Origin of the sequence: Azonexus hydrophilus, assembly GCF_001956855.1 — a bacterium.
Taxonomy (GTDB): domain Bacteria; phylum Pseudomonadota; class Gammaproteobacteria; order Burkholderiales; family Rhodocyclaceae; genus Azonexus; species Azonexus hydrophilus_A.
In genome coordinates this window covers 550,329-571,109 of the sequence record NZ_MTHD01000002.1, presented here as the reverse complement: position 1 = coordinate 571,109, position 20,781 = coordinate 550,329, and the positions used below count along the sequence as shown (strand labels likewise).

At 60.9% G+C, this 20,781-nt stretch carries 22 protein-coding genes; 18 read left to right on the top strand and 4 right to left on the bottom strand.

All coding sequences use genetic code 11. The annotated features are described in order from the left end of the window. Window positions 1-53 precede the first annotated feature (53 nt). Together uvrB and BJN45_RS07290 are read left to right on the top strand one after the other, a co-directional pair. Window positions 54-2,117: an excinuclease ABC subunit UvrB gene (gene uvrB / locus BJN45_RS07295; protein ID WP_076093503.1), complete on the top strand. Its 2,064-nt coding sequence runs from the start codon at window positions 54-56 to the stop codon at window positions 2,115-2,117. A gap of 5 nt (window positions 2,118-2,122) precedes the next feature. After that, complete coding sequence (locus BJN45_RS07290; RefSeq protein ID WP_170873046.1) at window positions 2,123-2,605, top strand: low molecular weight protein-tyrosine-phosphatase; 483 nt, start codon at window positions 2,123-2,125, stop codon at window positions 2,603-2,605. A gap of 70 nt (window positions 2,606-2,675) precedes the next feature. Here BJN45_RS07290 and BJN45_RS07285 read toward each other — a convergent pair whose 3' ends face one another. Then, a complete protein-coding gene (locus BJN45_RS07285; RefSeq protein WP_076093501.1) occupies window positions 2,676-5,330 on the bottom strand; it encodes an Rne/Rng family ribonuclease in 2,655 nt (884 codons plus the stop codon). 399 nt (window positions 5,331-5,729) lie between these two features. Here BJN45_RS07285 and BJN45_RS07280 point away from each other — a divergent pair, with 399 nt between their 5' ends. The 4 genes from BJN45_RS07280 to BJN45_RS07265 are packed head-to-tail and all read left to right on the top strand — an operon-like array spanning window position 5,730 to window position 8,671. Beyond that, window positions 5,730-6,734: an RluA family pseudouridine synthase gene (locus BJN45_RS07280; RefSeq protein WP_076093499.1), complete on the top strand. Its 1,005-nt coding sequence runs from the start codon at window positions 5,730-5,732 to the stop codon at window positions 6,732-6,734. Continuing rightward, window positions 6,731-7,381 (top strand): HAD family hydrolase, encoded by a 651-nt coding sequence (locus BJN45_RS07275; RefSeq protein WP_076093497.1) that lies wholly within the window; start codon window positions 6,731-6,733, stop codon window positions 7,379-7,381. The genes BJN45_RS07280 and BJN45_RS07275 overlap by 4 nt, the downstream gene beginning before the upstream one ends. Then, on the top strand, window positions 7,360-7,719 hold the full coding sequence (locus BJN45_RS07270; protein ID WP_076093495.1) for a Rieske (2Fe-2S) protein: 360 nt from the start codon (window positions 7,360-7,362) through the stop codon (window positions 7,717-7,719). The genes BJN45_RS07275 and BJN45_RS07270 overlap by 22 nt, the downstream gene beginning before the upstream one ends. Next, window positions 7,712-8,671: a S49 family peptidase gene (locus BJN45_RS07265; RefSeq protein ID WP_076093494.1), complete on the top strand. Its 960-nt coding sequence runs from the start codon at window positions 7,712-7,714 to the stop codon at window positions 8,669-8,671. Before BJN45_RS07270 ends, BJN45_RS07265 begins: the two co-directional genes overlap by 8 nt. On the opposite strand, the gene BJN45_RS07260 is transcribed toward BJN45_RS07265, so the two are convergent. Both BJN45_RS07260 and BJN45_RS07255 read right to left on the bottom strand, forming a co-directional pair. Further along, window positions 8,672-9,379, bottom strand: coding sequence for an SAM-dependent methyltransferase (locus tag BJN45_RS07260; RefSeq protein ID WP_076093492.1), 708 nt, complete (start codon window positions 9,377-9,379; stop codon window positions 8,672-8,674). Continuing rightward, window positions 9,379-9,960 carry a Maf family protein gene (locus tag BJN45_RS07255; protein ID WP_083650999.1) on the bottom strand — a complete coding sequence of 194 codons (582 nt, stop codon included), beginning with the start codon at window positions 9,958-9,960 and terminating at the stop codon, window positions 9,379-9,381. The genes BJN45_RS07260 and BJN45_RS07255 overlap by 1 nt, the downstream gene beginning before the upstream one ends. A gap of 110 nt (window positions 9,961-10,070) precedes the next feature. Between BJN45_RS07255 and BJN45_RS07250 the strand changes: the two genes are divergently transcribed. From BJN45_RS07250 to BJN45_RS07210, 9 genes are all read left to right on the top strand, one after another. After that, window positions 10,071-10,559, top strand: coding sequence for a YceD family protein (locus BJN45_RS07250; protein WP_076093489.1), 489 nt, complete (start codon window positions 10,071-10,073; stop codon window positions 10,557-10,559). A 21-nt stretch (window positions 10,560-10,580) separates the two neighbouring features. After that, window positions 10,581-10,760, top strand: a complete 180-nt coding sequence (gene rpmF / locus BJN45_RS07245; protein ID WP_076093488.1) for a 50S ribosomal protein L32 — start codon at window positions 10,581-10,583, stop codon at window positions 10,758-10,760. Window positions 10,761-10,814: 54 nt separating this feature from the next. Continuing rightward, entirely contained in the window at window positions 10,815-11,843 is a 1,029-nt protein-coding gene (gene plsX, locus BJN45_RS07240; protein WP_076093486.1) for a phosphate acyltransferase PlsX, read from the top strand. Continuing rightward, window positions 11,844-12,803, top strand: a complete 960-nt coding sequence (locus BJN45_RS07235; protein WP_076093484.1) for a beta-ketoacyl-ACP synthase III — start codon at window positions 11,844-11,846, stop codon at window positions 12,801-12,803. A gap of 17 nt (window positions 12,804-12,820) precedes the next feature. Further along, complete coding sequence (gene fabD, locus BJN45_RS07230) at window positions 12,821-13,747, top strand: ACP S-malonyltransferase (protein ID WP_076093482.1); 927 nt, start codon at window positions 12,821-12,823, stop codon at window positions 13,745-13,747. A gap of 4 nt (window positions 13,748-13,751) precedes the next feature. Continuing rightward, window positions 13,752-14,492, top strand: coding sequence for a 3-oxoacyl-ACP reductase FabG (gene fabG / locus BJN45_RS07225; RefSeq protein WP_076093480.1), 741 nt, complete (start codon window positions 13,752-13,754; stop codon window positions 14,490-14,492). 72 nt (window positions 14,493-14,564) lie between these two features. Continuing rightward, window positions 14,565-14,801: an acyl carrier protein gene (gene acpP / locus BJN45_RS07220; RefSeq protein WP_028995618.1), complete on the top strand. Its 237-nt coding sequence runs from the start codon at window positions 14,565-14,567 to the stop codon at window positions 14,799-14,801. Between the two features lie 75 nt (window positions 14,802-14,876). Further along, window positions 14,877-16,112 (top strand): beta-ketoacyl-ACP synthase II, encoded by a 1,236-nt coding sequence (gene fabF, locus BJN45_RS07215; RefSeq protein WP_076093478.1) that lies wholly within the window; start codon window positions 14,877-14,879, stop codon window positions 16,110-16,112. A gap of 23 nt (window positions 16,113-16,135) precedes the next feature. Continuing rightward, window positions 16,136-16,573: a protein YgfX gene (locus BJN45_RS07210; RefSeq protein ID WP_076093476.1), complete on the top strand. Its 438-nt coding sequence runs from the start codon at window positions 16,136-16,138 to the stop codon at window positions 16,571-16,573. Here the strand turns inward: BJN45_RS07210 and nadB are convergent. Continuing rightward, window positions 16,548-18,125, bottom strand: a complete 1,578-nt coding sequence (gene nadB / locus BJN45_RS07205) for an L-aspartate oxidase (protein WP_430793414.1) — start codon at window positions 18,123-18,125, stop codon at window positions 16,548-16,550. The genes BJN45_RS07210 and nadB overlap by 26 nt on opposite strands. Before the next feature lie 163 nt (window positions 18,126-18,288). Between nadB and rpoE the strand changes: the two genes are divergently transcribed. The 3 genes from rpoE to BJN45_RS07190 are packed head-to-tail and all read left to right on the top strand — an operon-like array spanning window position 18,289 to window position 20,773. Further along, a complete protein-coding gene (rpoE, locus tag BJN45_RS07200) occupies window positions 18,289-18,888 on the top strand; it encodes an RNA polymerase sigma factor RpoE (protein ID WP_076093473.1) in 600 nt (199 codons plus the stop codon). Beyond that, window positions 18,888-19,349, top strand: coding sequence for a SoxR reducing system RseC family protein (locus BJN45_RS07195; RefSeq protein ID WP_076094204.1), 462 nt, complete (start codon window positions 18,888-18,890; stop codon window positions 19,347-19,349). The genes rpoE and BJN45_RS07195 overlap by 1 nt, the downstream gene beginning before the upstream one ends. Next, on the top strand, window positions 19,346-20,773 hold the full coding sequence (locus tag BJN45_RS07190) for a DegQ family serine endoprotease (RefSeq protein ID WP_076093472.1): 1,428 nt from the start codon (window positions 19,346-19,348) through the stop codon (window positions 20,771-20,773). Before BJN45_RS07195 ends, BJN45_RS07190 begins: the two co-directional genes overlap by 4 nt. The last annotated feature ends 8 nt before the right edge of the window (window positions 20,774-20,781 follow it).

Below are 20,781 nucleotides of genomic sequence, written 5' to 3'. Positions count from 1 at the left end.
AACAGTGAACGCACAGCATTGTGCTGTGCGTTGTGAAAGCGAAAAATTCTAACATGAGCGAAACCAACAGCAGCACTCCCGTCGTGTGTTTCGATGGCAGCCCGTATCGTTTGCATCAGCCATTCCCACCCGCCGGTGACCAGCCTGAGGCCATCCGCCTTCTCGTCGAGGGTGTCGAGGACGGTTTGTCCTTCCAGACACTCCTGGGCGTAACCGGATCGGGCAAGACCTACACGATGGCCAACGTCATTGCCCGGACCGGTCGTCCGGCGCTGGTACTGGCGCCGAACAAGACGCTGGCAGCGCAGTTGTATTCGGAATTCAAGGAGTTCTTCCCGGAGAACGCCGTCGAATACTTCGTCTCCTATTACGATTACTACCAGCCCGAAGCCTATGTGCCATCGCGCGACCTGTTCATCGAAAAGGACAGCTCGATCAACGATCACATCGAACAGATGCGGCTGAGTGCAACGAAAAGCCTGATCGAGCGGCGTGACGTGGTGATCGTGGCGACGGTGTCGTGCATCTACGGCATCGGTGATCGCGACGAATACCACAACATGATCCTGACCATGCGCGTCGGCGACAAGCTGGATCAGCGCGACATCGTCAAGCGCCTGACCGACATGCAGTACGAGCGCAACGAGATGGATTTCCATCGCGGCATCTTCCGCGTGCGCGGTGACGTCATCGATATCTTCCCGGCCGAACATGCCGAGCATGCGATCCGCGTTTCGCTGTTTGACGACGAGATCGAGAATTTGCAGTTTTTTGACCCGTTGACCGGACAATTGCTGCACAAGGCGCTGCGCTTCACGGTTTTCCCGGCGTCGCACTACGTGACGCCGCGCGCCACCGTCGTGCGCGCGATCGAGGCGATCAAGCAGGAGTTGCGCGAGCGGATCGAATTCTTCACCCGCAACAACAAGCTGGTCGAAGCACAGCGGATAGAACAGCGCACCCGCTTCGACCTCGAGATGCTTGATCAGATCGGTTTCTGCAAAGGCATCGAAAACTACTCCCGACACTTTTCCGGCCGCCAGCCCGGGGAATCACCGCCGACGCTGATCGACTATCTGCCACGCGACGCGTTGATGTTCATCGACGAGTCTCATGTCAGCATCGGGCAGGTCGGTGGCATGTACAAGGGTGACCGTTCGCGCAAGGAAAACCTGGTCGATTACGGTTTCCGCCTGCCGTCGGCGCTGGACAACCGGCCGCTGCAGTTCGACGAGTTCGAGCGGCACATGCGCCAGACCGTTTTCGTCTCGGCAACACCCGCCGATTACGAGAACCAGCACGCAGGGCAGGTGGTTGAGCAGGTGGCGCGGCCGACCGGTCTGATTGATCCTGAAGTCATCGTTCGTCCGGCGTCCACGCAGGTGGACGACCTGCTCGGCGAGATCGGCAAGCGGATCGCCGCTGGCGAGCGCGTTCTGGTCACCACGTTAACCAAGCGCATGGCCGAAGACCTGACCGACTTCCTGGCCGACAACAGCATCAAGGTGCGCTACCTGCACTCGGACATCGACACCGTCGAACGCGTGGAAATCATCCGCGACCTCCGTCTGGGCGAGTTCGACGTACTGGTCGGCATCAACCTGCTGCGTGAGGGTCTCGATATTCCCGAGGTTTCGCTGGTGGCCATTCTCGATGCCGACAAGGAAGGCTTCCTGCGTTCCGAGCGTTCATTGATTCAGACCATTGGCCGTGCCGCACGCCATATTCATGGCACAGCCATCCTTTACGCTGATAGGATTACGCAATCCATGGAAAAGGCCATCGCCGAGACGGAGCGGCGACGGGAAAAACAGATCGCATTCAACCGACTGCATGGCATCGTCCCGCGAGGGGTGTCCAAGAAGATCAAGGACATCATTGACGGCGTCTACGATGCCGAATCGGCACAGACCGAGCAGAAGGCAGCACAGCAACGTGCGGTCTACGAAGCCATGGATGAAAAAACCGTCGCCAGGGAAATCAAGCGGCTCGAAAAGCAGATGCTCGACTGTGCGAAAAACCTGGAATTCGAAAAAGCGGCGGCTGCACGCGACGAACTTTTCCGACTCAGGGAACAGGTATTCGGCGCGGCGCGACACGACCCTGATGGAGAATAAAGGAAATGATTTACCGCGTGCTGCTTGTTTGCATGGGCAATATCTGCCGTTCGCCCACGGCGGAATCTGTTCTTAGGTATTTTATAAAAATCAATAACCTGGGTGATAAAGTTGAAGTTGATTCTGCAGGAACGCACGGCTATCACGTCGGCGAAGCGCCGGATTCACGAACTCAGCGAGCCGCTTCGGCGCGAGGTTATAACCTTTCCCAATTGCGGGCACGCAAGGTCGCCTTGCAGGATCTCGAGTATTTCGACCTGATCCTGGCCATGGATCGGAGCAATCTGGACAATCTCCAGCGCATGGCAACGCCGGAACAATTGTCAAAGATCAAGCTGTTCATGGAGTACGCCAGGAATTTCGATGATGAAGAAGTACCTGACCCCTACTATGGCCTGGGGCATGGTTTTGACCTGGTTCTGGACATGGTCGAGGATGCAGCGCAGGGCGTGATCGAAGAGGTTGGCAAAAAACTCGGTACCCGCTAGCCCCAGAAACCAGACACTGAAATAGAAAAGGGCGTCCGCAGACGCCCTTTTTGCTGATTGTGACAGAAGGCTACTTCTGGGTTTCAACCATGACCAGTTCTTCAGCTGCAATCTGCTCGACACTTTTCTGCTTGCGCGGACGGCCCAGTTTGACCGGCGGCTCAACCGTCACCACGGCAGCAGCCGAAGTCGTTTGAACCATGACCAGACCACTGTCCGACAGTGCAGCCTCGACATCAACTGGCTTGGCCGCCGGCACCACCGGTGCAGGCGGAGCAATGTCTTCCACCACGACCGGAGCAGCCACAGGTGCCGCAACAGGTGCTTCGACAACGGCCTCGACGACCTGCGGTGCGCTGACGACCTCGACAGCTTCAACCACTTCAACCGCCGGCATTGCCGTCTCGACAACCTCGACAACCGGCGTTTCAACGATAGCCTGCACAAGTGGCTCTACAGGCTGCTGCGACACGCTTTCAGGCGCAAGCTTTTCATCAGCCGGGATTACAACGACGACTGCTTCCTGGCTGACGACATCTACAGCAAATGCTGCCACTGCGGTTTCCTGACCAACGATTGCTTCACCAGCAGCGGCCTGGACATCCTGCTCGTTGCGACGTTCGCCACGACCACGACCACCACGGCGACCGCGGCGGCGGCTGTTGCCCTGCTCATCACTGGCCGAAGTCTCTGGCGCCACATCTGCCGATACATTCTGGACATCAATGGGGAGTTGCTCGATCGCCGGTTTTTCGGCCTGAGGACGCTGGCGCTCCTTGCGCGGGCGACGTTCCTGGCGCTCTGCGCCGGCAGCGGCTTCTTCACGCACCGGCTTTTCGGTACGCTCGTTGCGATTGCCACGCTCAGCCTCATCACGGCGATTATTGTTGCGACCGTTGCGACGACTGTCACCACGACCTTCGCCGCGTTCGCGACGGCCTTCGTTGTTGCGACCGTCACGCCCCTTGCGGGCCGGGACTTCCGGCTTGACTTCAGCAACCGCCGGCTTGGCCGGCGTGCGGAACCAAGAAACAATTTTCGCGAACAGGCCGCCTTCTTGCGGAGCCGCTTGAACGACAACTGGCGCTTCCAGCTTTTCAGGCATGATCGGAGCCGGCTGATCCGGAGAAATGCCCTTGATTGCCGCTTCCTGACGCGGCTTGGCATTTTCCTGCTTGGCTGCCTGCTTGACCGATTCCTCAAGCGGCTGATCAACCATCTTGTAGGACGGCTCACGCAGATCGTCACCGTTCAGGTCATCGTGGCGCAGGCGGGTGATCGTGTGCGCCGGCGTTTCCAGATGAACGTTCGGAATCAGCAGGATGGTGACCTTGTGACGCAACTCGATGGCCTGGATGTCCGGACGCTTCTCGTTGAGCAGGAAGGTGGCGACATCAACCGGAACCTGGACATGCACGGCACCGGTGTTTTCCTTCATCGCTTCCTCTTCGAGGATGCGCAGGATGTGCAGCGCGGCCGACTCGGTCGAGCGGATGTGGCCGGTGCCGGTACAGCGCGGGCAGGAAATGTAGCTGGTTTCCGCGAGGGCAGGGCGCAGGCGCTGACGCGACAGCTCCATCAGGCCAAAGCGGCTGATCTTGCCCATCTGGACACGGGCACGGTCGAAACGCAGGGCATCGCGCAGGCGGTTCTCGACTTCGCGCTGGGCCTTGCTGTTTTCCATGTCGATGAAGTCGATGACGATCAGACCACCCAGGTCGCGCAGACGCAACTGGCGGGCCAGTTCGTCGGCAGCTTCGAGGTTGGTCTTCAGCGCCGTTTCCTCGATGTCGGCACCCTTGGTAGCACGACCGGAGTTGACGTCGACGGCAACCAGGGCTTCGGTGTGATCGATGACGATGGCGCCACCGGACGGCAGGTTGACCTGGCGAACGAAAGCGGTTTCGATCTGGTGCTCGATCTGGAAGCGTGAGAACAACGGCACGTCGTCGCTGTAGCGCTTGACGCGATTGATGTTGCCCGGCATCACCGTCTCCATGAAGGCACGGGCCTGCTCATAGACTTCGTCGGTGTCGATCAGGATTTCGCCGATGTCCGGCTGGAAGTAATCGCGAATGGCGCGGATCACCAGGCTGCCTTCGAGGTAAATCAGGAAGGCGCCGTTCTGCTGCTTGGCTGCGCCTTCGATGGCGCTCCACAGTTGCAGCAGATAGTTCAGGTCCCATTGCAGTTCTTCAGCCTGACGGCCGATGGCTGCGGTACGGGCGATCAGGCTCATGCCACCGGGGACTTCCAACTGATCCATGATCTCACGCAGTTCGGCGCGCTCGTCGCCATCGACACGGCGCGAAACGCCACCGCCACGCGGGTTGTTCGGCATCAGCACAAGGTAACGGCCGGCCAGGGAAACGTAGGTGGTCAGGGCTGCGCCCTTGTTGCCACGTTCGTCCTTGTCGACCTGAACGATCAGTTCCTGACCTTCCTTGAGGGCGTCCTGGATACGGGCCTTGCCCGGTTCGACGCCGGCCTGGAAATAGGCGCGGGAAACTTCCTTGAAGGGCAGGAAACCATGGCGGTCGGCACCGTAGTCGACGAAGCAGGCTTCGAGCGACGGTTCGATGCGGGTAATGACCCCCTTGTAAATATTGCTTTTACGTTGTTCCTTGGCGGCGGATTCAATGTCGAGATCAATCAGTTTCTGACCATCGACAATGGCGACACGGAGTTCTTCCGCCTGTGTCGCATTGAAAAGCATGCGTTTCATTGTTTTTTGGGCTCCAGCTCGCTGGTGCACACTGCAACGAAACGCCCATGCAGGCAGCGACAGGTTCAGTTATCGGGTTGCGTCATGTTGTGGAGGCAAAGGCGATGATGAATGTGCTGATCGTTAGTTAATCGCGAGTCTTTTTATGAAATGCGCGATCTGGAATTCCTGCAACGGGCGATCCGTGCGTGCTTATGGCGAGCTAATCCGTTAACATCACTACTTTTGGTGAGTGAACTTAACCAGTCGTTTCACGTTGGTTTGTCCCGGGCAATTGGCACAGGAGAGACTTCGTAGCCTGCCGCATGGCGGTCGCGCATGGAGCGCGAGGGCGGACGGTCTGACGGTTCGGCATCCCTTGCAAACAGAGACGTAAAACGCAGGCAGTATATTAGAAAAATGAATGGCGCAGGTAACAATTCGGTCACCCATGTCGTGATCGGCGAAGAAGCCCAAGGCCAGCGCCTTGACAACTACTTGCTCAGGCATTGCAAGGGGGTGCCGAAGAGCCATGTCTATCGCATCCTGCGCAGTGGCGAGGTGCGGGTCAACAGCGGTCGTGTCGATGCAACCTATCGCCTGCAGCTTGGCGACAATGTGCGCATTCCGCCGATCCGCATTGCCGAGCGGCCGCAGAACGAGGTCGAGGAAGCCGCCAAGGCCCGCGTCGATCTGCCGATCATTTTCGAAGACGACGCGATGCTGGTCATCGACAAGCCCGAGGGCATTGCCGTGCATGGTGGCAGCGGCGTCAGCTTTGGCGTCATTGAAGCCTTGCGCCGGCAGCGGCCGCAGGCGAAGTTCCTCGAACTGGCGCACCGGCTCGACCGCGAAACCTCGGGCATCCTGCTGGTCGGCAAGAAGCGGCTGGCGCTGACGGCGCTGCACGACATGTTCCGCGAGCACGGCGCCGGCGCCGACAAGCGCTACCTGGTGCTGGTCAAGGGGCGCTGGATGAACAACACCCAGCACGTCAAGGCGCCGCTGCTCAAATACCTGACCGACAGCGGCGAGCGCCGGGTGTCGGTGCACGCCGAGGGCAAGGCATCGCACACGGTATTCCGGCTGCTCGCCCGCTGGCCGGAAATGAGCCTGCTTGAGGCACAGTTGAAGACCGGGCGGACGCACCAGATCCGCGTGCATCTGGCGCATCTCGGCTTTCCCATTCTTGGCGACGAAAAATATGGCGATTTCAATCTCAACAAGCGGCTGCGGCCGGCCGGCCTGAAACGGATGGCGCTGCACGCCTGGCGCATGGCTTTCCGGCATCCGCTGCTGGGGACACCGGTGGAGTGCGTGGCGCCGCTGCCCGATGGTATCCGTAGCTACATTGCTGCGGTCGACGCGGCAAATTCGCGCGAATTCGTCGCCGACAACCTGCAACACATCCTGGAGCAACAATGAAATACGAACTCGTGGTCTTCGATTGGGACGGCACACTGCTGGATTCCGCCGGTGCCATCGTCAAGGCCATTCAGGCCGCCTGTCGCGACCTGGGTCTGCCGGTACCCGATCGCGAGCGGGCCAGCCACGTGATCGGCCTCGGTCTGGCCGATGCGATGCGGCACGCGGTGCCCGATCTGGCGCCGGAGAACTACCAGGCGATGATCGACCGTTACCGCTTCCATTACCTGTCCGGCGACCACGAGCTGACGTTGTTTGACGGCGTACCGGCGATGCTGGCACGCTTGCAGGCGGCTGGTCACATCCTGGCGGTCGCCACCGGCAAAAGCCGGATGGGTCTTGAGCGCGCCTTTGATCACGCCGCGCTGCGTCCATATTTCTCCGCCTCGCGCTGCGCCGACGAATGCCACTCCAAGCCGCACCCGCAAATGCTTGAGGAACTGATGGCGGAATTTGGCGTTTTACCGGCGTCGACCGTAATGATCGGCGATACCTCGCACGATCTGCTGATGGCCCGCAATGCCGGAGTCGATGCACTGGCGGTAACCTACGGCGCACACCCGCACGACCATCTGCTTGAACATGCGCCGCTGGCCTGCCTGCACGACGTCCGCGAGCTTGATGCATGGCTGAAGACAAACGCCTGATCTGTGCCGGCTGCGAACTGGCCGAGGCAGGAAAAGGCGTGCGATTCAGTGTCGAACGCTACGGCCGCAACGTTCCCGCCTTCGTCATCCGCTACCGGGGTCGCGTCCATGCCTACCTCAACGAATGCGCCCATGTGCCGGTTGAGCTGGATTGTCAGCACGGCGAGTTCTTCGATCATTCCAAGCTATACTTGATTTGCGCCGTACATGGCGCGCTTTATGCACCGGATAGCGGACGCTGCCTCGGCGGACGCTGCCAGGGCAGGGGCTTGAAATCCCTGCCGGTGATTGAATCCGATGGCAATGTCTTTTTGGTGCTGGAAAACAGAAATGGATAATTCCCAACGTCCCGACAACGATCCCGCCTGGGAGCGCAAGACGCTCGAGAAGCTGGCTTTCGCCACGCTCAGCGAACAGCGCGCCCGCCGTCGCTGGGGCATTTTCTTCAAGCTGCTCGGCTTCGGCTACCTGGCTTTCATCCTGTTCGCCATGGTCGAATGGGACAGCACCAAGGTCGAGGACAAGCACGTTGCGATGATCGACCTGCAAGGCGTCATTGCCCCCAAGGCCGAAGCCAGTGCCGAAAGCCTGATTTCAGCGCTCAACGCCGCTTTCGATGCGCCGAACTCGCAGGCGGTCGTGCTGCGCATCAACAGCCCCGGCGGCAGCCCGGTGCAGGCGGGGATGGTCAATGACGAAATCCGTCGCCTGCGCGCCAAATTTCCGGACAAGCCGCTCTACGCCGTCGTTGAGGATGTCTGCGCATCCGGCGGCTACTACGTTGCTGCGGCGGCTGACCGCATCTACGTCAACAAGGCCAGCGTCGTCGGCTCGATCGGCGTGCTGATGGACGGTTTCGGCTTCACCGGCACGATGGAAAAGCTCGGCGTCGAACGCCGCCTGCTCACCGCCGGCGAAAACAAGGGCTTCCTTGATCCGTTCTCGCCCCAGGCCGAAGAGCACAAGGCACACGCCCGCGTTCTGCTGGCCGATATCCATGCGCAGTTCATCGAGGTCGTCAAGGCCGGACGCGGCGAACGCCTGAAGGACAATCCCGAGATTTTCTCCGGCCTGATGTGGACCGGCGCACAAAGCATCCAGCTCGGGCTGGCCGACGATTTCGGTACCGTCGAGTCGGTGGCCCGCGATGTCGTCAAGCTCGAGAACGTGCTTGACTACTCGGTCAAGGAAAACATCGCCGAACGTTTTGCCAAGCGCCTCGGCGCTGGTGCGGTCGACAGCTTCTGGCGCGGATTTTCCAGCAGCGCTTCCGGGGTCCGTTTGAACTGATCAGGCCAGCAGCAGGAAAACCGTCGGACGCCGCTCGATTTCGGGCGGCGTTTGTTTTTTCCACTGGGCGATGGTTTGCGTACGGACCGACTCACCGGGCAAGGTCAGATCGGTGGCGACGCATAGCCGGGTCGCCGGCTGGCAGGCCTGCAGGACAGCATCGAACATTGCCCGGTTGCGGTAAGGCGTTTCAATGAATAACTGCGTCTGCCGGTGCTTGCGTGATTCGCTCTCGAGTTCGCGCAGCGCCTTGTTGCGGTCAACGTCCTTGGCGGGCAAATATCCCAGAAAGGCGAAACGCTGACCGTTGAGCCCGGAAGCCATCAGCGCCAGCAGCAGCGACGAGGGGCCGACCAGCGGTACGACGCGGATGTTCTCGCGCTGGGCCAGCGCTACCAGATCGGCGCCGGGATCGGCGACAGCCGGACAACCGGCTTCGGACAGCAGACCGACGTCGTGACCCTCGCGCAGCGGCGCGAGCAGGCGATCCAGGGCATCGGCCCGGGTATGTTCGTTCAGTTCTTCGAGTTGCAATTCCTGCAACGGCAAGTCGGTGCCGGCGGCCTTCAGGAAGGCGCGGGCAGTTTTGGCCTGCTCGACGACAAAGTGGCGCAAAGGACGGATGCACGCCAGGACGCCGGCGTGCAGGTTGTCCTGCGGCGACACCGGGCCGAGCGGGACAGGAATCAGGAACAGTGTGCCGGTCATCAGAGTACCGCCACGCCCTGCTGGCGCAGCATGTCGCACAAGGCAATCAATGGCAGCCCGACCAGGGCGTTGGGGTCATCACCTTGCATGGCGGCGAGCAGGGCAATGCCCAGTCCTTCCGATTTGGCCGAACCGGCACAGTTGTAGGCCGGTTCGCGCCGCAGGTAATTCTCGATCTCGGCATCACTGAGCTGACGGAAGGTGACCAGTGTCGACACCCCTCGGACCAGGCTTTCGCCAGTGCGTGTGTTGTGCAGACACAGGCCGGTGAAGAAATTGACGGTCTTGCCGGACAGTTCGCGCAACTGCGCGACGGCACGCTCGTGCGTGCCGGGTTTGCCATAAATCTTGCCGTCGACCGTGGCAACCTGGTCGCTGCCGATGATCAGTGCGTCGGGGTGGTCGCCGGCAACGGCCCGGGCTTTCGCCTCCGACAGACGCAGGGCGAGGGCGTCTGGGGCTTCGCCGGGCAGGGCGCTTTCGTCGGTTTGCGGATTGGCAACCGAAAACGGCAGACCCAGGCGGCCGAGCAATTCGCGGCGGTAAGGCGAGGTTGAAGCGAGAATGAGGTTTGGCATCATGAAAGTTTTTGTGCAACAAGGCGTTGCGTCGATTACTTGAAGCAGCACTTTGTTTTGACTTGGCGAGCCAAAAATAATATCATCCCTCGTTTAAGTCGCACAGGTTCAGTTTGAAAAGGATCAATGACGCCTTCGCCTTTGCCAGGGACGCGCGTGTTCTGCAAGGAACACTGGCGGTTTCGGCGATGGAACGCCTGCATGATTTGCTGGCAGAAGTGTCCGGGGAGGTTTCCTGGCAACTCGAAGGATTCAGGGGCGAACGTGGCGAACCCATGCTGCACTTGACGGTTGGCGGATGTATTCCGCTGGCGTGTCAGCGTTGCCTGGAAGCCATCCCTTTTGAACTGGGGGTCGATAGTCTGCTGGAAGTTGTTCCGGCAAATGCCGATCTGTCGCAAGACGAACTGGAAGACGATAGCCGGGATTTTTTGCCGGTGGAAAAAGAACTGGATGTGGCTGAACTGGTCGAGGACGAAATACTTTTGTCCCTGCCCGTTGCGCCACGGCACGAAAGATGTGGTTTGCCTGGCGCAGCCGGCGCCGGCGAGCGGATCAATCCGTTTGCCGCACTGGCCGAGCTCAAAGGCAAGCCGAACTGATTTTTTTTGGAGTAACACAAAATGGCCGTTCAACAGAACAAGAAGTCCCCGTCCAAGCGTGGCATGCACCGCGCTCATGATTTCCTGACCGCTCCCCCGCTGGCCGTTGAAACGACCACGGGCGAAACGCATCTGCGTCACCACATCTCTCCGAACGGTTTCTACCGTGGCAAGAAGGTCCTGAAGGCCAAGGGCGAGTAATCGTTCAGCAAAGGGCAGGTGGCTCCTTCGGGAGAGCCTGCCTTTTCTTTTGCCATGACAACCCGCATCGCCATTGATTGCATGGGGGGTGACCACGGACCGTCAGTGACGGTACCGGCGGCTATCCGTTTTCTTGCAGAACACCCGGCGGCTCATCTCGTCCTGGTCGGTCAGGAGGAGGTCTTGCGCCCGCTTCTCGCTGCCAGGATCGACGACCCGCGCCTGCGTCTTGTGCATGCCAGCGAAATCGTTGGCATGGACGAGTCGCCCGCGCTCGCCCTGCGCAACAAAAAAGATTCGTCGATGCGCGTGGCCATCAACCTCGTCAAGTCTGGCGAGGCGGATGCCTGCGTTTCCGCCGGCAACACCGGCGCGCTGATGGCGATCTCACGCTTCGTGCTGAAAATGCTGCCCGGCATCGACCGGCCGGCAATCTGCGCGCCGCTGCCGACGGTCAACGGCCATACGCACATGCTGGACCTTGGCGCCAATGTCGATTGCGCACCGGAGCACCTGCTCCAGTTCGGCATCATGGGCGCCATGCTGGTAGCCGCGATGGAACACAAGGAACGGCCGACGGTCGGCATCCTCAACATCGGCGAAGAAGAGATCAAGGGTAACGAAGTGGTCAAGGCCGCAGCCGAACTGCTGCGTGGCTCGGATCTCAACTTCATCGGCAATGTCGAGGGAGACGGCATCTACAAGGGTGAAGCGGACGTCATCGTCTGCGACGGCTTTGTCGGCAACGTCGCCCTGAAGACATCCGAAGGCTTGGCGCAGATGCTTGCGTCGTCGCTGCGCAGCGAATTCAAGCGCAACTGGCTGACCAAGCTGGCCGCACTGATCGCCATCTCTGTCCTGAACAACTTCAAGCGGCGTTTCGACCATCGCCGCTACAACGGCGCGATCCTGCTGGGGCTCAAGGGCATCTCGGTCAAGAGCCACGGCTCGGCCGACGAGTTGTCTTTTGGCAATGCCATATCCCGCGCCTACGATGCCGCGGAAAATCGCGTGCTGGAGCGCATTACCGGGCGCCTGACCCAAACAAGTGCGGCACCGCTCGCCACTGTGGAGAATGTCTGAATGTATGCACGTGTGATTGGCACCGGCAGCTATCTGCCGGGCAGCCCGGTCAGCAATGCCGATCTGGCGGCACGCGGTATCGAGACCAACGACGAGTGGATCGTGACGCGTACAGGCATCCGCAGCCGTCATCTGGCAGAGCCTGGTACGACCTCGAGCGAACTCGGCCTGATCGCCGCGCAGCGTGCGCTGGAAATGGCTGGTATCGCTGCCGCCGACCTCGATTTGATCATCGTCGCAACCTCGACCCCGGACTACATATTCCCAAGCACCGCCTGCATCATCCAGGGCAGGCTCGGCAACAAGGGCGCCGCGGCTTTCGACGTCCAGGCCGTGTGTGCCGGTTTCACCTACGCACTGGGCATTGCCGAGAAATTCATCGCATCCGGCAGCCACAGCAAAGCGCTGGTGATCGGCGCCGAAGTCTTTTCCCGCATCCTTGACTGGAGCGACCGTGGCACCTGCGTGCTGTTCGGCGACGGCGCCGGCGCCGTCGTGCTGGGAGCCTCCGACAAGCCTGGTATCCTGGCCACCGCGATGCACGCCGACGGCAGCCAGAGCGGCATCCTCAACGTCCCGGGGCAGATCTGTGGTGGCCAGGTGACCGGCGACCCCTTCCTGCGCATGGATGGTCAGGCCGTTTTCAAGTTTGCCGTGAAGGTGCTGGCCGAGGTCGCCGAAGAAGTCTGTGCAACCGCCGGCATTGCCACCACCGCGGTTGACTGGCTGATTCCGCATCAGGCCAATATCCGCATCATCGAGGCCACCGGCAAAAAGCTGGGTGTTGATCGCGAACGGGTGATCGTCTCCGTCGATCGCCATGGCAATACCTCTGCCGCCTCGGTGCCGCTGGCGCTTGACGAGGCCGTCCGTGACGGACGCATCCAGCGTGGCCACAAGGTCCTGCTTGAAGGCGTCGGTGGCGGTTTCACCTGGGGCGCAGCCCTGCTCGAATTCTGACATCAGGAGACTGGACCATGTCTTTTGCTTTCGTATTTCCCGGCCAGGGCTCGCAGAGCGTTGGCATGATGGCCGCCTACGGCGATGCCGCAGTGGTTCGCGCCACCTTTGACGAAGCCTCCGCCGCCCTCGGCGACGACCTGTGGGCGATGGTTGCCGAAGGTCCGGCCGAAGTGCTGACACAAACCGTCAATACCCAGCCGGTGATGCTCACCGCCGGTATCGCCGCCTGGCGTCTGTGGTGCGAGAAGGGCGGCAAGATGCCGACCGTCGTCGCAGGGCACAGCCTCGGCGAATATTCGGCGCTGGTCGCCGCCGGTGTCATCGACTTCAAGGATGCCGTGCCGCTGGTTCGCCTGCGCGCCGCTGCCATGCAGGAAGCCGTGCCGCTCGGCACCGGTGCGATGGCTGCCGTGCTTGGCCTGGACAACGCCGGCATCGTTGCCGCCTGTGCCGAAGCCGCGCAGGGTGAAATTGTCGAACCGGTCAATTTCAACGCCAACGGTCAAACCGTGATCGCTGGCCACAAAGGCGCCGTCGAACGCGCCATGGATGCCTGCAAGGCACGGGGTGCCAAGATGGCCAAGGCCCTGCCAGTGTCGGCGCCGTTCCATTCGTCGCTGATTCGCCCGGCTGCCGACAAGCTGGCGGCACGATTGGCCGAACTGACGCTGAACGCGCCAAAAATTCCGGTGATCAACAATGTCGATGTCGAGATCGAGATCGATCCAGCCCGGATCAAGGATGCGCTGGTGCGCCAGGCCTACAACCCTGTGCGCTGGGTCGAGACCATCCAGAAAATGGCCGCCATGGGCGTGTCGACCGTAGCAGAGTGCGGCCCGGGCAAGGTCCTGGCCGGACTGACCAAGCGTTGTGCCGATGGCGTTACTGGCGTTGCGCTGGCTGACGCTGCGGCTATCGAAGCCAACCTCGGCCTGGAGTGATCGCATGCTGAATGACAAGATTGCGCTGGTTACTGGCGCCACTCGCGGCATCGGCCGCGCCATCGCGCTCGAACTGGGTCGCCAGGGGGCAACGGTGATCGGCACGGCGACCAGCGAAGCCGGCGCCGGACAGATTTCGACTTACCTCGGCGAAGCCGGCATCAAGGGCCGTGGCGTAGTGCTCAACGTCACCGATACAACCCAGACCGATGCCGTCCTGGCTGAAGTCGCCAAGGAATTCGGCGCCATCACCGTGCTCGTCAACAACGCCGGCATCACCCGCGACAACCTGACGATGCGCATGGGCGACGACGAATGGGATGCCGTCATCGATACCAACCTGAAAGCGGTCTTCCGCCTGTCGCGTGGCGTCATGCGCGGCATGATGAAGGCCCGCTTCGGCCGTATCGTCAATATCTCGTCGGTGGTCGGCTATTCCGGCAATGCCGGGCAGGCCAATTACTGCGCGGCGAAGGCCGGTGTCGCCGGTCTTTCCCGGTCGCTGGCCCGCGAACTGGGCAGCCGCAACATCACGGTCAACTGTGTTGCGCCAGGTTTTATTGCGACCGACATGACGCATGCCTTGACCGAAGAACAAAAAGCCACGATGCTGGCCTCGATTCCGCTGGCGCGTGCCGGCACACCTGAAGACGTCGCCGGTGCGGTCGGCTTCCTGGTTTCTCCCGCTGCCTCTTATGTTACGGGTACCACCGTGCATGTGAATGGCGGCATGTTCATGGATTGATTTCACCAAGTCCCGGCTTTTGGTAGAATCAACACGTTTTTTTTCGTACCCCGAGGGGAAGGAGTTTTTCGAATGGATAACATCGTAGAGCGCGTCAAGAAGATCGTCGCCGAACAACTGGGCGTGAACGAAGCGGACATCAAGAACGAGTCCTCTTTCGTCGACGATCTGGGCGCGGATTCCCTGGACACTGTCGAGCTGGTCATGGCGCTGGAAGAGGAATTCGAATGCGAAATTCCGGATGACCAGGCCGAGAAGATCACGACCGTCCAGCAGGCTGTCGATTACATCCTCGCTAACAAGCAGTAAGCCAATTCCGGTTTCAACCAGGCAAGGCCGGCCACCAAGGCCGGCTTTGCTATTTTTGCTTTCGGAGTGCATATCTTGGCACGTCGTAGAGTCGTCATCACCGGCCTCGGGCTGATTTCCCCGGTCGGCAACAGCGTTGAAGAAGGTTGGCAGAACATCATTGCCGGCCGTTCCGGTATCGCCCCTGTTACCCGCTTCGACACCTCCACCTTCCCGGTCCAGTTTGCCGGCGAGGTCAAGAATTTCGACATAACCCAGTACATTTCCGCCAAGGATGCCCGCCGGATGGACCGGTTCATCCATTACGGACTGGCTGCCGGCATGCAGGCCGTACGTGACGCTGGTCTCGACCAGGAAGGCGCTGCCGACCCCGAGCGCGTCGGTGTTGCCATCGGTTCCGGCATCGGCGGTCTGCCGCTGATCGAGGAAACCAAGGACGAATACAACGCCGCCGGTGTGCGCAAGGTCTCGCCGTTCTTCGTTCCCGGTTCGATCATCAACATGATCTCCGGCAACCTGTCGATCGAGTTTGGTTTCAAGGGGCCGAACCTGGCCATCGTCACCGCCTGCACGACCGGTACGCACTCCATCGGCGAAGCTGCCCGCATCATCGAGTACGGCGACGCCGACGTGATGGTTGCCGGTGGTGCCGAATCGACCGTTTCGCCGCTGGGCATGGGCGGTTTCTGCGCGGCCCGTGCGCTGTCCACCCGCAACGACGACCCGGCAACCGCCAGTCGTCCGTGGGACAAGGATCGCGACGGCTTCGTGCTGGGCGAGGGCGCCGGCGTTCTGGTGCTCGAAGAGTACGAGCACGCGAAGGCCCGTGGCGCAAAAATCTACGCCGAAGTGGCTGGATACGGTCGCAGTGCCGATGCTTATCACATCACCGCACCGAACATGGATGGCCCGCGTCGCTCCATGGTCAACGCACTGAAGAATGCCGGCATCGCGCCGTCCGACGTCCAGTACGTCAACGCTCACGGCACCTCGACGCCGCTTGGCGACAAGAACGAGTCGGATGCCATCAAGGCCGCTTTCGGTGACGCAGCCTACAAGATCGTCGTCAATTCGACCAAGTCGATGACCGGTCACCTGCTCGGTGGCGCCGGTGGCGTTGAATCGTTGTTCACGGTGCTGGCGATTCATCACCAGATCTCGCCGCCAACCATCAACATCTTCAACCAGGATCCGGAATGCGACCTGGACTACTGCGCCAATGTGGCGCGGCCAATGAAGATCGACGTGGCGCTGAAGAACAACTTCGGCTTCGGCGGGACCAACGGTTCGCTGGTTTTCAAGCGCATCTGACGGTCTTTGCAAGGAAGCGAACGTTGCAGTTTCCGATCACCCTCGGACTGCACCGTTCGCTTTTTCTCGATCGCGCGCTGTTCGGCCTGATGCTTGGCGGCTCGCTGGTCATCCTGTTTTATCCGCGCGATACCGGGCTGCAGGCACTCCTGCTGGCTATTTTCTGGGGTATCGGCATTCACGCCTGGCGGCAACTCGAACCAGCAGTTTCCGCGTTGCGACTGGCCCGCGACGGTAGCCTGCAGGCCCTGCTGACGGGCGAAACCGACTACCAGCCTGTTTCCTGCCTGCCAGGTGCGACGGTGCATCCCTGGCTGAGCGTGCTCCGGCTGAAACTGGCCAGCAACAGGAAAACGACGCTGCTGATTGCGGTCGACAGCACAAATCCTGAAGATTTCCGACGCCTGCGGGTATTCCTGCGCTGGCGCGCCGGATTCAACGACCCCGTCGACGCTGCCTGAGCAGCGTGTTGCGCGGCTTGCTGGCAGTTTCCGGATAATCGCGGGAGTAGTGCAGACCGCGACTTTCCTTGCGCAGCATTGCACAGCGGATGATCAGTTCGGCCGTCAACACCAGGTTGCGCAATTCGATCAAGTCGTGGCTAACGCGGAAGTGCGAGTAGAACTCGTGAATTTCGCGCTTGAGCAGGCGTACGCGATGTTCGGCACGCTTCAGGCGCTTGGTTGTGCGGACGATGCCGACGTAGTCCCACATGAAGCGGCGCAATTCGTCCCAGTTGTGGGAAATGACCACTTCCTCATCGGCATCGGTGACGCGGCTCTCGTCCCATTGCGGCAACTCGGGAAGTTCCTGCGTTTCTTTCGCCAGCATGTCGTTGACCGCAGCTTCCGAAAACACCAGGCACTCCAGCAGCGAATTGGAAGCCAGGCGATTTGCACCGTGCAGGCCGGTGCATGAAGCTTCGCCGGCGACGTAAAGGCCTTCGACGTCGGTATGTCCCTTCAGGTCGCAGACGATGCCACCGCACGTGTAATGCGCCGCCGGCACGACCGGGATCGGCTCGCGCGCGATATCGATGCCAAGTTCCAGACAGCGTGCGTGGATGTTCGGGAAATGCTCGAGGATGAAAGCTTCGCCCTTGTGCGAAATATCCAGATAAACGCAGTCAAGGCCGCGTTTCTTCATTTCGAAGTCGATGGCACGGGCGACGATGTCGCGCGGCGCCAGTTCCTCGCGTTCGTCGTGTTCGGGCATGAAACGCGTACCATCCGGCAGCTTGAGCAGACCGCCTTCGCCACGCACGGCTTCCGAGATCAGGAAGGACTTGGCCTTGGGGTGGTACAGGCAGGTCGGATGGAACTGAATGAATTCCATGTTGGCGACCCGACAACCGGCCCGCCAGGCCATGGCGATGCCGTCGCCGGTCGAGGTGTCGGGATTGGTGGTGAACAGATAGACCTTGCCGGCACCGCCGGTGGCGAGCAGGGTGCTTGAGGCGCCGATGGTCAGCACTTCGCCGGACTGGCTGTTGAGCACGTAAGCGCCGTAACAGCGGTTTTCGCTGGTGCCGATTTTTGGACCGGTAATCAGGTCGACCGCAATATGGTCCTCGAACACCGTGATATTCGGATTCTTGCGGACTTTTTCGGTCAGCGTCTGCTGCACCGAGGCGCCGGTGGCATCGGCCACGTGGATGACGCGGCGGGCGCTGTGGCCGCCTTCACGGGTCAGGTGATAGCCCGACTCGTCCTTGGTGAAGGGAACACCCTGTTCGATCAGCCAGTCGATGGCGCGGCGGCCGTTTTCAACGACGAAGCGGGTCGCCTTCTCGTCGTTCAGCCAGGCGCCGGCAACAAAGGTGTCCTGAATGTGGGCTTCGATCGAATCACGGTTATCAAGTACTGCGGCAATACCGCCTTGCGCCCATCCCGAAGCCGAATCCTCAAGCTTGCGTTTGCTGATCAGTGCAACGCGTCGATGGTCGGCAAGCCGTAAAGCAGCCGACTGGCCGGCAAGGCCGCTGCCGATGATGAGCACATCAAAGTTACGCACGATGATTCCCGGAGATATTTGATCCGGCGCGCAATATAGCACGCAGGAAAGGATTCATGCCGTTACAGAAAAATCACAATTAAGGATAACTACCTAGGCTTGAGGCCAAATAGCCTGCGTTATACTGCGCCTCAACAAGAACATTCCCCGGGAAAACAGAGTCATGAGCGAGCGCGAGGTCGATCAGTTGCTGGTCGAGCGGGCGCAAGGCGGCGACCAAGGCGCCTTCGACCAATTGGTGAACAAGTACCAGCGCAAGCTGGGTCGCTTGTTGTCGCGTTACATCCGCGACTCGGCCGAGGTCGAGGATGTCTCGCAGGAAGCATTCATCAAGGCCTACCGCGCCTTGCCTTCCTTCCGCGGCGATAGCGCCTTTTACACCTGGCTGTACCGGATTGGCATCAATACAGCCAAGAACTATCTGGTATCGCAAGGACGCCGGGCGCCGACCAGCACCGAATACGACGCCGACGAGGCCGAAGGCTTCGAGGATGCAACGCTGTTGCGTGACATCAACACGCCGGAAAGCCTGTTGATGTCGAAACAGATCGGCCAGACGGTCAACAGCGCCATGGACGCCTTGCCGGAAGAATTGCGCACCGCCATCGTGCTGCGCGAAATCGAAGGCCTGTCGTATGAAGAGATCGCCGGCATCATGGATTGCCCGATCGGCACGGTGCGTTCGCGGATATTCCGCGCCCGCGAAGCCGTCGCGTTGAAACTTCGCCCCTTGCTCGACACGGCTCCCGACAGGCGCTGGTGATGACCGGGGAAGCCAACACCATCCAGGCGGTGGTACGGCACGTCGACGGCGGCCAGGCTACCGTTGAAGTGGCGCAGGGCGGTTGCGGCCGTTGCCACGAAGAAGGCGGTTGCGGCGGCCAGCATCTGACCCAGATGTTTTGCGGCGGGCCGCGCCACTACCATGTGGACAATGCAATCGGTGCCGAAGTCGGCGAACGCGTGCTGGTTGCAGTATCAGCCGGCAGTCTGCGGCGCGGCGCGAACCTGGCCTACGGCCTGCCGATCCTCGGCCTGATTGGCGGCGCCTTGCTCGGCGGCCAGGTGTTTGACGACACCGGGGCAATGTTCGGCGGGGCATTCGGGCTGATCCTGGCCTTCGTGCTGGTGGTGCAAAAATCCCGTCGCCCGGCTGGAAATTCCGACAGCCATCCCCATATCATTTCCCGTTTGCCACGGAAACAGGAGGAGCGCAGCCAATGAAACGTCTTCTTGCCCTTTGTTCACTGCTATTCGCTTTCAATCTCGCCAGCGCCCAGATGCGTGGCTTGCCGGACTTCACCGAACTGGCCGAAAAGCAGGGGCAGGCCGTCGTCAATATCAGCACCACCCAGGTGATGCGCGGACAGAGTCAGGTGATGCCTTTCCCGTTCGACGAGAACGATCCGGCCTTCGAGCTGTTCAAGCGGTTCTTCCCGCGCGTTCCCGGTGGTGGTGCGGCACCGCGCGAATTCGAGAACAAGTCGCTGGGTTCGGGTTTCATCATCAGCGGCGACGGCTACATCCTGACCAACGCCCACGTGGTCGACGGTGCCGATGAAGTTACCGTACGCCTGACCGACAAGCGCGAATTCAAGGCCCGTACCATCGGTGCCGACAAGCGTACCGATGTCGCGCTGCTCAAGATCGAGGCCACTGGCCTGCCGGCGGTCAAACTGGCCGACCCATCGCAACTCAAGGTCGGCGAATGGGTGGTGGCGATCGGCTCGCCTTTCGGTTTCGACAACTCGGTGACCGCCGGCATCGTCTCGGCCAAGGGCAGGGCATTGCCGCAGGAAAACTACGTGCCCTTCATCCAGACCGATGTGGCGATCAATCCCGGCAATTCCGGTGGCCCGCTGTTCAACCTGAACGGCGAGGTGGTCGGCATCAATTCCCAGATCTACAGCCGCAGCGGTGGTTACATGGGCGTTTCCTTCGCCATTCCGATCGATGTCGCGATGGAAATACAGCAACAACTGCGGTCGACCGGAAAAGTCAGCCGTGGCCGGTTGGGCGTGGTCATTCAGGAAGTCAGCAAGGAGCTGGCCGAGTCGCTCGGGCTGTCGCGGCCGATCGGCGCCGTGGTCAATGCCGTCGAGCGCGATGGTCCGGCGGAAAAGGCCGGTATCGAAGCCGGTGACGTCATCCTCAAGTTCGATGGCAAGGTCGTGAACAATTCGGCCGACCTGCCGCGCATGGTTGCCGCGACCAAACCGGGAACACGTTCGGTGGCCCAGGTCTGGCGCAAGGGCAAGGTGCGCGACATTCCGGTACTGGTCGGCCAGATCGTCGACGAACGCCAGGCCAGCAGCCGCCCGACTCGCGGTGGACGGGCGCCGGAACAGGCTGCCAACCGGCTGGGGCTGGTTGTCAGCGAGCTGTCGCCGGAGCAGCGACGCGAATTGCGTCTGGAGGGCGGCCTGCTTGTCGAAGAGGTGCGCGGCACCAGCGCCCGTTCCGACCTGCGCCAGGGCGACATCATCGTCGCCGTGATCAGCCGCGGCAGCACCACCGAGGTCAGGACGGTCGAGCAAATGAACAAGCTGCTCGCCCAATTCGACAAGGGTGCCAATGTGACGCTGCTGATCCGCCGGGGCGAGATGCAGACTTTCGTGACGATCCGGGGCCTGAACGGTGGCAATTGAACTGACCC